Below are 11,651 nucleotides of genomic sequence, written 5' to 3' on the forward strand. Positions count from 1 at the left end.
CGGCAGCGCCGACTCAGGCGTCCGGCCAGCGTTCGATGTACACCGTCTGGTCCGTGTAGAACCGCACCGCGTCGTCGGCCTGCGCGTGCAGGTCACCGAAGAACGACGCCTTCTCGCCGCCGAAGTGGAAGAACGCCATCGGGGCCGCGGTGCCCGCGTTGACCGCGAGGTTGCCGGCGTCGGCCTCTCGTCGGAACCGCTGGGCCTCCCCACCGCGGCCGGTGAACAGACTGGCGGCGTTGCCGAACTCGCTCCCGTTCAGCACCGAGAGCGCCTCGTCCATCCCCGACACCGACGTGAGGGCCACGACGGGGCCGAACACCTCCTCGCGGGCCACCCGCATCGCGGGGTCCACGTCGGCGAGGACGGTCGGACCCATGTAGACGCCGTCCTCGTGGCCCGACACCACCACGTCTCGCCCGTCGACGAGCAGGCGGGCGCCCGCGTCGACGCTCTCCTCGACGAACCCCTCGACCCGCTCGCGGTGTTCCTCCGTGATGAGTGCGCCCACGTCCGGGTCGTCCGGACCGTACCCCACCGTCTGGGCCTCGGCCGCCGCTGCCACCTGCTCGCAGAAGTCGTCGTAGACGTCCTCGAAGACGCAGATCACGTCGTTGGCGAGACATCGCTCGCCCGCGCAGGCACAGGCCGAGGAGACGGTCTGCTCCGCGGCGAACGCGAGGTCGGCGGAGTCGCTCACGAGGACGTGGTTCTTCGCGCCGCCCTGTGCCTGTACGCGTTTCCCCGTCGCGGCGGCACGCTCGTAGACGTGTTCGGCCACGGGCGTCGACCCGACGAACGAGACGCCCGCGACACCCGGGTGGTCGAGGATGGCGTTCACGGTGTCCGCCTGGCCGTTGACGAGGTTCACCACGCCGTCGGGGATGCCGGCCTCCTCACAGAGTTCGACGATGCGCCGCGGCGTGTGCGGGTCGCGCTCGCTCGGCTTCAACAGGAGTGCGTTCCCCGTCGCCACCGCGTGGGGCAGGAACCAGAGGGGGATCATCCCGGGGAAGTTGAACGGCGTGATGGCGGCGAACACGCCCAGCGGCTGGCGGATGCCGCTCTCGTCGATGCCGGGCGCCGCCCGCTCGACGATGCCGGAGCCCTGCTTCAGGAGGGTCGGCATCCCACACGCGACCTCGACGTTCTCGATTCCCCGGCGGAGTTCGCCCTTCGCCTCGGAGAACGTCTTGCCGTGCTCCGTCGCGAGCAACGTCGCCAGTTCGTCCTGGTGGTCCTCCAGCAGCGCCTTCAGCCGGAACAGCGGCTGGACGCGCTCCTCGACCGGCCGGCGCGACCACTCCGCGTACGCCTCTGTCGCGGCCGCGACCGCGGCGTCCACGTCCGCCTCGGTGCTGACCGTCACCGCACCCATCGATTCGCCGGAGCCGGGGTCTGTCACGGGTATCGGGTCGCCTGCGCCCGTCGTCCACTCGCCTCCGACGAAGTTCCGAACCGTCCCGGACCGGAGTTCCTCCATTGCCATGTCGCGGCGTATCACGCCACCCGTATAAGTACTCCCGAGTCGGCAGTCTCAAACGCTCGACGGCCCAAGTTCGAGTATGCGCGTCGTCGTCCTCGGAGCCGGATACGCCGGTCTGACCGCCGCTCGCCGTCTCGAACGTTCCCTCCCCGACGCGGAGGTGGTCGTCGTCGACCAGTCGCCGGACCACCTCGTCCAGCACGAGCTCCACCGGGTCGTCCGCCGCCCGTCGCTGGCCGAGGAGATCACCGTCCCACTGGACGCCGTCCTCGCGCGGGCCGAGGTGCGGCAGGCCCGGGTAGCGGAGGTCGACGCCGACGCCGGTATGGTGGAACTCGACGACGGGACGCTCGAGTACGACTACGGCGTCTTCGCGCTGGGGGCGCAGACGGCGTACTACGACCTCCCCGGCCTCGAGGAGCACGCCGTCCCCCTGAAGCGGCTCGAACACGCCCGCGAGATCCGCGACCAGTTCCTGTCGGGGGACGGTCGGCAGGGCGAGACCGGCCGGTCCGACGGCGACCGGCACGCCGTCGTCGGTGGCGCGGGGCTCTCAGGCGTGCAGGTGGCTGGCGAACTCGCCGCGCTGGCCGAGGAGGAGGGGCTGGACGCGACGGTGACGCTCGTCGAGCAGTTCGACGAGGTGGCGCCGAACTTCGACGCCGCGTTCCAGACGGCCGTCCGCGAGGAACTGGAGGCGCGAGACGTGCAGGTCCGGACCGGCGTGGCCGTCGAGCGCGCCACCGAAGACACCGTCGAGCTCGCGGACGGGACCGACCTGCCCTTCGACACGTTCGTCTGGGCCGGCGGCCTGCGTGGTTCGGACCCGGCCCCGGACCGACCCGTCGTCCGCGCGGACCTGCGACTCGGTGAGCGCACGTTCGGCGTGGGTGACGCCGTCCGTGTCGTCGACGCGGACGGCGAGGCGGTGCCGGCGAGCGCGGCCGCGGCCATCAGGTCGGCGCCGGTGGCGGCGACCAACGTGACGCGACTGGCACGCCACGAGGCGAGCGGGGCCGGTGGCTTCCCGCCACGACTGGACCGTTACGACACGAACGTACCGGGGTGGGTCGTCAGCGTCGGCGACGGCGCCGTCGCGCAGGTGGGGCCGACCATCCTCCGGGGACAGGCCGCCCGTGCGGCAAAGGCCACCGTCGGCGCCGGATACCTCGGGTCGCTCGGGGCGGTCTCGAACGCCTCGGACCTCGTCCGCGAGGAACTCGGTCTCGGCGCGGACGACTGAGTCGACTCAGTCGCCGGCCTCGTCTGATTCGTCGGTCGAGACGTCGTCGGGTTCGGTGCTCTTCATCGCGACGACGAGTGCGACAGTGCCGAGCGCGAGGAGCCCACCGAGTAGCGCCAGTTCGAGGACGGTGCCGTCGGCGCCCCCACCGCCGTCGTGGAGGCCGCTCGCGGCGACGACCACCACGAGGACGAGCAGGAGGACGTTCGTGACCGACCGGCGCGTGAGGAGTGGCGGGGACATCTCGGTCGGGAACGCGGCGGCCGCGGGGAAGTCGGTTCAGGCCCGCGGTTCCGGCGCCGGTCAGACGCCCGGGACGCCCGTCGCCTCGAACGAGGTCACGCCGACCGTCGCGAGGAGGTACAGGACGACGAGGACGGCCACCCACGCGACCAGCGCGATACCGCCGGCCGCCAGCCACCCGACGCCGTACCGTAAGCGGATGACGAGCAGGTAGGCGAGGAGCACCAGCACCGGCCCGAGCAGTGGGATACCACCGACGACGGTGTTGACGACGGCCCAGACGATGGCGCCCAGCGCCGCCGTGACGACGGCGTGGCCGTAGTCCTTCGACGACGCGATGACCATCGCACCGACGTGGATGCCGAGGCCACCGATGAGGAGGCTGGCGACGAAGACGACGACGTTGTCGAGGACTGCCATGGCGCCGACACTCGGCCCGCCACACTCAAACTACCGGCCATGTGTGAACCTACTGTTATGTGTGCCTCGTTCACAGGTGTCGTATGGGTCTGGAAGCCTCCGTCTACGGCGCAGCGGCGTTGACGATACTCGGCCTCCTGATCGGTGGGTGGCTGCTGGCGCGTTCGGCCCGCTGGCGGTTCTGAGCGCGGCGCGAGCGAACCGGCCGTGACCGGGGTCAGCTATCGCGCGCGGCGGCCACCAGCGACGCGACGCGCTCCGGGTCGACGGGGGCCGTCGTCTCCCCGCCCTCCTTGAGCGCGGTCCCGACGATGGCGCCGTCGGCGGTCTCGAGGGTCGTCCCCACCGTCTCGGCCGTGACACCGCTCCCGACGAGCAGGGGGACGCCGAGGTCTCCGGTCACCGTCGCGACCCGTTCGAGGTCACTCGCGGCCGTCACCTCGCCCGTCCCGGGCCCGGAGACGACGACGCCGTCCGCCAGTCCGCGCTCGACGGCCTCCCGTGCCTCGCGCGCGACGGCCTCCGCGCCCTCCCCACCCGCACCGAGCGGTACCGAGTGTTTCACCCCCACGTCGGCGAACACAGACACGTCGGCGTCGAGCGTCTCGCGCAGGCGCATCGTCTCGTGGGCCCGGCCCTCGATGACCCCCTGATCGGTGACGCGCGCGCCGACGTGGACGTTGACGCGGACGAACGTGGCACCCGTCGCGGCGGCCACGGCCAGCGCAGACTGCACGTCGTTGCGGAGCACGTTCACCCCGACGGGGCACTCGACGGTGCGCGTGACGGCGTCGACGAGGTGGGTCGTCGAGGCCACGACGTGACGGGGAACCCGGTCCGGGTAGAACGGGGCGTCCCCGAAGTTCTCGACGAGGACGGCGTCGACGCCGCCCGCCTCCAGCGCCCGCGCGTCGGCGAGCGCCCGCTCACGAACCGCCGTCAGCGACCCCTCGTGGCCCGGTGCGCCGGGGAGCGCCGGCAGGTGGACCATCCCGACGATGGTGTTCTCGAAGTTCATACCGTTCCGTATCGTGGGGGCCACAAGAACCCGAGGACCTCCCGTCTCGGTGCGCTCGCCTCGGTGACGGAGAGGGCGTGTCCCTCGATGCGGTTCGGCGGGCGGTCCGCGGTCGGTCAGGCGTAGGTGTGTTTCATGCCGCCGTCCCAGAGCAAGTCACCGCCGTTGAGGTGGCGGGCGTGTTCGGAGAAGCCGAATACGAAGAGATTCCCCACCTCGATGGGCTCTAGCAGCTCCTTCAGCCGGGTGTGTCCCAGCGAGACGTTTCGGACGACCTCCTCGACGCTCGTCCCGCGGCGGGCGGCGGTTTCGGGGAGCTGTTTCGCCACGAGTGCGGTCTTGACCCAGCCCGTCGAGACGGAGAACGAGCGTATCCGGCCCGCGCCCTCGGCTGCGACGGAGGCCGTCAGCCCCCGGAGGCCGAACTTCGCGGTGTTGTACGCCACCTTCCCGCCGGTGACGATGTGACCGTGGACCGAGCACATGTTCCCGACGACGCCCCCGCCCGCGGCCTCGAAGTGGGGCCAGGCGTGTTTCGTCAACAGGAGCGGTGCCCGGAGCATCACGCCGTGGATGTGGTCCCACTGCTCGGTGGGATACTCGCGGATGTCGTCGATGTGCTGGAGCCCCGCGACGTTGGCGAGGTAACGGAGTTCGCCCGCCTCTCCCGCCCGCTCTACGGCCGCCGCACAGTCGGATTCGGAGAGGAGGTCGCCCTCGAACGGGACGATGCGCCCCTCGGCGTCGAGCGCCTCGGCACGCTCACGGACGGACTCGACGCCCTCGGTGTCGAGGTCCATCCCCACGACGCTCAGCCCGTTCGCCGCCAGCGCGAGGGCGGTGGCCCACCCGATGCCGCTGGCCGCGCCGGTCACGAGCGCGACGGTCTCCGGCTCGAAGTTCGGATCCGTGGGTCGGAGGATGTCCTCTACCCTCACTTCCGACGGCCCGTAGCGATCCATCACCTCTTCGACGGTCATGTCTGCCATGGCGGCGATTACCCTGCCGGGTGAGAAATATCCGTAGGGCGAGACTCAGGCCTCGTGCGGGACGACCTTGTCCGCGAACTTCTCGCGCACCTTCTCCAGTTTCGGGGGGATCTGGACCGCGCAGTAGGGCTGGTTCGGGTTCTTCTCGTAGTAGTCCTGGTGGTACTCCTCGGCGCGGTAGAACGTCTCCAGCGGCGCGATCTCGGTGACGATGCCGTCGTACGCCTCGCCCTCCAGTTCCTCGACGAGCGCCTCGGCCGTCGCGCGCTGCTCGTCGTCGTGGTAGAAGATGGCCGAGCGGTACTGACTCCCGACGTCCGGTCCCTGTCGGTCCTTCGTCGTCGGGTCGTGGAGCGCGAAGAACACTTCGAGCAGTTCGCGGTAGGAGATCGTCTCCGGGTCGTACGTGACCTGCACGACCTCTGCGTGCCCGGTGGTCCCGTTGCAGACCTGCTCGTAGGTCGGGTCCTCGACGTGGCCGCCGGCGTAGCCCGACACCACGCGCTCGACGCCGCGCAGTTCCTGCATCGGCGCCTCGATACACCAGAAACAGCCACCGCCGACCGTCGCCTGTGCTGCCATACGCCGTGTAGGGTACGAACGGACTAATGTCGTTCGACCGTGGGTTGGAACGTTCGTAGCGGCGAACCGGCCGTTAATCGCCACCTAATGCGCCCGACATCACCTGTTCGCGGGGGACAGTCCGTTACATCGGCTATAACCAAACCGTCAGGTCGCATCGGTGAGAGCTATGGGACAACCCACACTCTCGGGTCGAAACGTGCTCGTCACGGGGGGAGCCGGGTTCATCGGAAGCCACCTCGTCCGCGCACTGGTCCCCGAGAACGAGGTCAGGGTCCTCGACGACTGTTCGACCGGCGACCCGAGTCGGCTCCCCGACCGGGTGACGTTCGTCGAGGGAGACGTCCGTGACTCGGCGGCGCTCGCCCGCGCCGGCGAGGGCGTCGACCTGATCTACCACCTCGCGGCCAACGTGAGCGTGGAGCGCTCGGTTCGAGAGCCCGTCTGGAGCAACTCGGTCAACGTCGGTGGGACGCTGGCCGTCCTCGAGTTCGCGCGCGAGCAGGGTGCGCGCGTCGTGTTCGCCTCCAGCGCGGCCGTCTACGGTGACCCCGCGGCCCTCCCCGTCGCCGAGGCCGACCCGATGGACCCGCTCTCGCCCTACGGTATCGAGAAGTCCGCCGGTGACGGCTACGTCCGTCGGTACGCGGACCTCTACGACGTGGACGGGGTGGTGCTCCGCTTCTTCAACGTGTTCGGGCCGGGCCAGTCGAGCGAGTACGCCGGCGTCATCACCGCGTTCGTCGAGAACGCGGCCGCCGGACAGCCCCTGACGGTCCACGGCGACGGCCAGCAGACGCGCGACTTCGTCCACGTCGACGACGTGGTCCGGGCCTGTCTGCTCGCGGCCACCACGGACCACGTCGGCGAGGCGTTCAACGTCGGGTCCGGCCGAGCGGTGTCGGTCAACGAACTCGCCGAGACGGTCCTGGAGGCGGCGGGCTCGTCGGCCGGCGTCGTCCACACCGACCCACGGCCGGGCGACATCGACCACAGCCGTGCCGACATCGCGAAGGCGCGAGACCTGCTCGGCTACGAGCCGACGGTGGCGCTGGCCGACGGTATCCGACCACTCCTGGGGGTGCCGCAGTGACACGACGCCCGTGCGATTTAGTGTCCGCGGCGCCGAGATTTTCTCAGAGGGTGCGACATTCCCCCATACGTTATATTCTTCGACCGCATCTGTGTGTTAGCGACCCTGTACCGTCTTCCGAACGCCTGCGACTCGCAGTCGGCCCCCGGAGTCGCGGGGGAGGACTCCCGCGAGGTGACGCCACATGACACAACCCGAACCCCAGCAACAAGACGTGCCAGCCCCGGACGTCGACAGCGACGAGCTCTCGTTGAGTACCACCTTCGAGTTGCTGAAGAACAGACGTCGGCGTGAGACCATCTCGTACCTGCTCGAGCACGACGGGACGAGTACCCTGAGTGACCTCGCGGAACACATCGCCGCGCTCGAGAACGGTATCGAGGTGGTCGAACTCTCCTCGGACCAGCGAAAGCGGGTCTACATCGGGCTCTACCAGTGTCACCTCCCCAAACTCGACAAGGCGGGAGTGATCGACTTCGACAAGAACCGCGGGACCGTCGTCCTGCGCGAGACGGTGGCCGACCAGCTCGTCCCGTACCTCCAGCCCGAGTGCCGGACGGCGAGCGAACCGGCCACGCCGGCCGCGCCAGAGCCGGCCGCCGCGCCGACAGACGACCTCCGGCTGACGGGGGTCGTCGCCGCGGGTATCGGCCTGCTCGCCCTCCTCGCGCTCCTGCCCCTCCTCGGCACCGGTGTGGTCGGCCCCGCCGCAGTGGGACTCCTCGCGGGCGTCGGCCTCGTCGGTGGCGTCCGTGCGTTCCGCGCACGGGTCGACGTGGCGGCCCTCCTCGACCGGCCCGAGCGCGAGACCGAGACGCAGGCGGACTGAGGGCGTCCTCACCGCAGTCTGGGGGCAGTCGGGGCGGCGGGACGGTCCGCGGACGGGGAACGCTTATCGTTGTCAACTGGTAACTAGAGGCGCCCGCCGGCCGACCAGTTCGTGTGCCAAGAACGTGTCGTGCGCCCGGCGGGCTTCTTCGGTCGACCGCTCACTCGAAGGCGAGCGTCGCGGCTCCCTCGCCCTCGAGGGTGAGGCGGCTGACGCCGCCGTCGAACCGGTGGTGGACGGACTCGTCGGTCACGCCCGCGGTCTCGGAGACCCGCGTGCCGCCTCCGAGCGTCGGGTCCGCGTCCTCGTGGAGTCGGCCCTCGGTGCGCAGCGTGTACTCCACGTCGCCGGCGACGAGGAAGTCGTTGCGGGGTGCCGAGAGTGCCGCCGGCGAGACGAGGACGCGCTCCTGGAACAGGCGGGCACTCCCGGCCTCGGTCTCGAACTGGTCGAAGTGGCCGCTGGTCACCCAACCGTCCGCCGCGCTGGTCCGGCCTTCGATGGTGTGGTCGGCGGCGACGGCACCGCCCCCCACCTGCCCGACGGGGGCGTCGGCGTCGAGTCGGTAGTCGACGGGGTCGCCGTGGCGTGACTCGACGCGGACGACGTCGCCGTCCGTCGCGGGGAGCCTGGTGGGCGAGACCGGCCGGCCGTCGACGCGCACGTCGGCGGGACCGGTGAGCGAGAAGGCGGTCACCTCACCCGTGAAGCGGTACTGGTCGATCTCGTCGCGCAGCGACCCCTCGGCCGTCGGGCCGGAGACGTTCGCCGCCGGCGTGTGCGACGGGCCGGAGGCGTCCGGGCAGATGCGCCCCGAGACGGTCACCTCGTAGGAGGCGACGGCGCCGCGGCCGACCACGGAGAGGGTCCTGATACCCCCGCGTCGGTAGCGGTCGATCGACGGCTCGTCGTGTGTGGTCTCGTCGCCACGGTCCGTGACGCCCACGTCCGCGACGGTGACGCTCCCGTCGACGTCGAGTCCCCACTCCACCGGTCTGGACCGCTCGGTCACGAACGTGAACCCGTCGAACAGGAGGTCGCGGCTACCGGTGACCGTGAGGGGCGTCGGGAGCGCCTCTTCGGCGACGAGCAGTCGAACCGCCTCGCGGTCCTCGCCCGTGCCGACCCACGCGTGTCGCTCGACGTCCGCCAGCGTGTGTGGTCGCGCGAGGAGGTACTCGCCGGGTGGGAACTCGATGCGGGTGCCGGTTTCGGTCGCCGCCGCGAGGGCGTCGTCCACGGGGTCGGCGCCGGTCGGGTCGAGACCGAGGTCCGAGACGGCACAGCGGACCCGGTCGTACGTCGGGTCGCTATGCATCCATCCCTCCGGTCCGGCCGTTCTCGCGGGTCCGGACCGCGTTCCAGGCCGTCACGGAGACGACCCGTTCGTGTGCCATGTGGTCTGCCATGCAGGCCAACCGAGGAACGGTCCTTGATTAAACGTTTGCTGGATTATTCGCTCAGGATATCGTGAGTTTCTGTTTCGTTCGGGTGAGACAGACCCGAACCTTACGTGGCAGCCTCGGCCTCGCGTCCCGGTGCCCGCTAGCGGATTCTGGCCGACCGGACGGCCCGTCGGCCCTACCGGCCCGCCCCTCACTCCGGTGGGGTGTCGCCCTCCAGGGACTCCTGCCCCTCTGGGAGTCGTCTGTTCTCCCACGCGCGGCGGTCTCGGAGTGCCTCCCAGCCGGCTTCCGAGAGACTGTAGTAGTTCGTCCGACGGTCGACCTGTCCCTTCCTGATCAGCCCCTCGGTGACGAGGGCGTCGAGGTTCGGGTAGAGCCGCCCGCGGGTTATCTCCTGCCCGGTGTCGGCTTCGAGCTCTTCCATGATGGCGCGCCCAGACGCGTGGTCCATCCCCGAGACGACGTAGAGGAGGTCGCGCTGGAACCCGGTGAGGCTGAACAGTCTCATACTCCGACCTCTATACCCCCGAGACTATCGTTAACACCCCGATAAACCCGGTTATAAGCCTGCTACGAGCCTGATGACTCCGTTCCAGACGCCCCCAGCCCGAGCGGCCGGTCCGGGGGCGGTCCAGTCCGCACCCCGTGGTCGTCGGTCAGTCCGGATGCCGGTCTCTGCTCTCCGGTCTCGGGTCGTCTCGTCGGTCTGCCAGCGGTCGCGCACTCCGGTGTGCGTGCAGGCGGCTCTCAGCGTGCGTCTTCGAGGTCGAGGAGGAGACACGCGGGGACCGCGAGCCACTGTGCCTTCAGTTCGCTGTCGTCGGCGTCCGCCGGATAGATGTAACAGAGCCCCTCGCCCACGTCGTTCCACTCGATAGCGTTCGCCAGCTCGTGTGGTCGGTGTGATCCGTGCCCCAGCGCGGAGACCCCGCTCCCGTCCTCGGCGGACTCGTGTGACGGCCGGTCGGGGGTGCCACTCATGTGATATAAATACGGGGGGCCAACGACTTCGTTATATCTGGTGTAACCCCGAGACGACGTTCGATTGGGTGGGTCATTCACGATCGGATACCTGAAGTTTAATAATGGTGCGCGTTCGAGTTATTACATGGTCGTGGTGAGCGTCTCGATGCCAGAATCCCTCCTCGAGCGGATAGACGAGTTTGCGGACGAACACGGCTACACGGGCCGTTCGGAGGTCGTCCGCGAGGCCAGCCGGAACCTCCTCGGCGAGTTCCAGGACAAGCAACTCGAAGGTCGTGAGTTGATGGGTATCGTGACAGTCTTGTTCGATTACGACACGACCAACGTGGAGGAGCGGATGATGCAACTCCGCCACGAACACGAGTCCCTGGTCGCCTCGAACTTCCACTCGCACGTCGGGGGGCACCGCTGTATGGAACTGTTCGTCCTGGAGGGGTCACTCGAGGACATCTCCGTGTTCGTCGGCAAGATCCGGGCGACGCAGGGGACTCTAAACATCGATTACTCCGTCATCCCGGTCGACGACTTCGGTGTCCCCGGCAGCGACGACGGGGACAGTGCTCGGGGACATCCCGACGGCGAGCACGGTCACGGCGAGGACTGACTCAGCCGTCGAGGTCGCGTTCCTCCACCGCGAGCGGCGCCGAACAGCACCCCGACCGATAGCGTTCGGGCCGTCGAACTGGCTTCGAGCGGCGGTGGCGACGCGCGGTCACGTCTCCACACTCCCGACAGTGGAGCAGGTACCGGGCGGGCGTGAACGGCTCGCAGTGACGCGGGGCGTCGAGGTCGGCCGCTCGCTCGCGGAACGCGGGCCCGTGGTCGGCCGTGCCGAACCGCTGGACCTGTTCGACGTGGACGAGTTCGTGTCGCAGGACCGCGGCCGTCGACTCGACGCCGTGTGTCTCGTGTGCCGCCCACGTCAGTCGTACCGTACAGCGCCGGTGTCGCTCGGGTGTCTCGGTCCAGTCGACCGGGACCCCCACCTCGGCGCCAGGCGGCGGTGTGGACAGCACGGCCCCCGCGCGCCGCTTGGCCCGTTTCGAGACGTCCCACTCGACGAGGGAGAGGTCGACCGAGAGGTCGCAGGCGTCGACGACCCGCGCTGCGTAGGATTCGGCCCACGACAGGAGTTGGTCGGGCGTGGTCGGGTCGGCGTCGACTGGCAGCGTGGGCACGGTACCTCGGTCCGCCGCTGGCGAATTGAGTCTTCGGGGTCGGCACGACGTCCCGTGGATACGTTTCACTCTGGTCGACCTGTGACGCACGAGAAGCGAGCCCTGAGGGATTTGAACCCCCGGCAACTTGGTCCGAAGCCAAGCACTCTGTCCAGGCTGAGCTAAGGGCCCTCGTCTCCC

At 69.6% G+C, this 11,651-nt stretch carries 14 protein-coding genes and 1 tRNA gene; 4 read left to right on the plus strand and 11 right to left on the minus strand.

Annotated features, from left to right (window positions below):
• Nucleotides 1–13: 13 nt before the first annotated feature.
• On the minus strand, nt 14–1,483 hold the full coding sequence (gene mmsA / locus N0B31_RS03705; RefSeq protein ID WP_368389262.1) for a CoA-acylating methylmalonate-semialdehyde dehydrogenase: 1,470 nt from the start codon (nt 1,481–1,483) through the stop codon (nt 14–16).
• Nucleotides 1,484–1,565: 82 nt separating this feature from the next.
• Between mmsA and N0B31_RS03710 the strand changes: the two genes are divergently transcribed.
• Nucleotides 1,566–2,729, plus strand: a complete 1,164-nt coding sequence (locus N0B31_RS03710; RefSeq protein ID WP_260594496.1) for an NAD(P)/FAD-dependent oxidoreductase — start codon at nt 1,566–1,568, stop codon at nt 2,727–2,729.
• 6 nt (nt 2,730–2,735) lie between these two features.
• Here the strand turns inward: N0B31_RS03710 and N0B31_RS03715 are convergent, their stop codons facing one another.
• From N0B31_RS03715 to msrA, 5 genes are all read right to left on the minus strand, one after another.
• Nucleotides 2,736–2,972, minus strand: coding sequence for a hypothetical protein (locus N0B31_RS03715; protein WP_260594497.1), 237 nt, complete (start codon nt 2,970–2,972; stop codon nt 2,736–2,738).
• Nucleotides 2,973–3,032: 60 nt separating this feature from the next.
• Nucleotides 3,033–3,392, minus strand: a complete 360-nt coding sequence (locus N0B31_RS03720; protein WP_260594498.1) for a hypothetical protein — start codon at nt 3,390–3,392, stop codon at nt 3,033–3,035.
• Between the two features lie 217 nt (nt 3,393–3,609).
• The gene (locus N0B31_RS03725; RefSeq protein WP_260594499.1) at nt 3,610–4,410 is read right to left on the minus strand and encodes a BtpA/SgcQ family protein; all 801 of its coding nucleotides are present in this window, start codon (nt 4,408–4,410) and stop codon (nt 3,610–3,612) included.
• 116 nt (nt 4,411–4,526) lie between these two features.
• Nucleotides 4,527–5,390 (minus strand): SDR family oxidoreductase, encoded by an 864-nt coding sequence (locus N0B31_RS03730; RefSeq protein ID WP_380628442.1) that lies wholly within the window; start codon nt 5,388–5,390, stop codon nt 4,527–4,529.
• Nucleotides 5,391–5,444: 54 nt separating this feature from the next.
• Complete coding sequence (gene msrA / locus N0B31_RS03735) at nt 5,445–5,981, minus strand: peptide-methionine (S)-S-oxide reductase MsrA (RefSeq protein WP_260594501.1); 537 nt, start codon at nt 5,979–5,981, stop codon at nt 5,445–5,447.
• 169 nt (nt 5,982–6,150) lie between these two features.
• On the opposite strand from msrA, the gene N0B31_RS03740 reads away from it, so the two are divergent.
• Nucleotides 6,151–7,074 carry an NAD-dependent epimerase/dehydratase family protein gene (locus N0B31_RS03740; protein WP_260594502.1) on the plus strand — a complete coding sequence of 308 codons (924 nt, stop codon included), beginning with the start codon at nt 6,151–6,153 and terminating at the stop codon, nt 7,072–7,074.
• A 184-nt stretch (nt 7,075–7,258) separates the two neighbouring features.
• On the plus strand, nt 7,259–7,903 hold the full coding sequence (locus tag N0B31_RS03745) for a DUF7344 domain-containing protein (RefSeq protein WP_260594503.1): 645 nt from the start codon (nt 7,259–7,261) through the stop codon (nt 7,901–7,903).
• Between the two features lie 160 nt (nt 7,904–8,063).
• Here the strand turns inward: N0B31_RS03745 and N0B31_RS03750 are convergent, their stop codons facing one another.
• The 3 genes from N0B31_RS03750 to N0B31_RS03760 all read right to left on the minus strand — a co-directional run bounded on the left by N0B31_RS03750 (nt 8,064) and on the right by N0B31_RS03760 (nt 10,290).
• Nucleotides 8,064–9,221, minus strand: coding sequence for a hypothetical protein (locus tag N0B31_RS03750; protein ID WP_260594504.1), 1,158 nt, complete (start codon nt 9,219–9,221; stop codon nt 8,064–8,066).
• Between the two features lie 278 nt (nt 9,222–9,499).
• On the minus strand, nt 9,500–9,811 hold the full coding sequence (locus N0B31_RS03755) for a PadR family transcriptional regulator (RefSeq protein ID WP_260644044.1): 312 nt from the start codon (nt 9,809–9,811) through the stop codon (nt 9,500–9,502).
• A gap of 245 nt (nt 9,812–10,056) precedes the next feature.
• The gene (locus N0B31_RS03760; RefSeq protein WP_260594505.1) at nt 10,057–10,290 is read right to left on the minus strand and encodes a hypothetical protein; all 234 of its coding nucleotides are present in this window, start codon (nt 10,288–10,290) and stop codon (nt 10,057–10,059) included.
• 127 nt (nt 10,291–10,417) lie between these two features.
• Between N0B31_RS03760 and N0B31_RS03765 the strand changes: the two genes are divergently transcribed.
• Complete coding sequence (locus N0B31_RS03765) at nt 10,418–10,897, plus strand: CopG family ribbon-helix-helix protein (RefSeq protein ID WP_260594506.1); 480 nt, start codon at nt 10,418–10,420, stop codon at nt 10,895–10,897.
• A 1-nt stretch (nt 10,898) separates the two neighbouring features.
• On the opposite strand, the gene N0B31_RS03770 is transcribed toward N0B31_RS03765, so the two are convergent.
• Nucleotides 10,899–11,471, minus strand: a complete 573-nt coding sequence (locus N0B31_RS03770) for a SprT-like domain-containing protein (RefSeq protein ID WP_260594507.1) — start codon at nt 11,469–11,471, stop codon at nt 10,899–10,901.
• 96 nt (nt 11,472–11,567) lie between these two features.
• A tRNA-Arg gene (locus N0B31_RS03775) sits at nt 11,568–11,642 on the minus strand.
• Between the last annotated feature and the right edge of the window lie 9 nt (nt 11,643–11,651).

This window comes from Salinirubellus salinus, from assembly GCF_025231485.1.
Classification (GTDB): Archaea; Halobacteriota; Halobacteria; order Halobacteriales; family Haloarculaceae; genus Salinirubellus; species Salinirubellus salinus.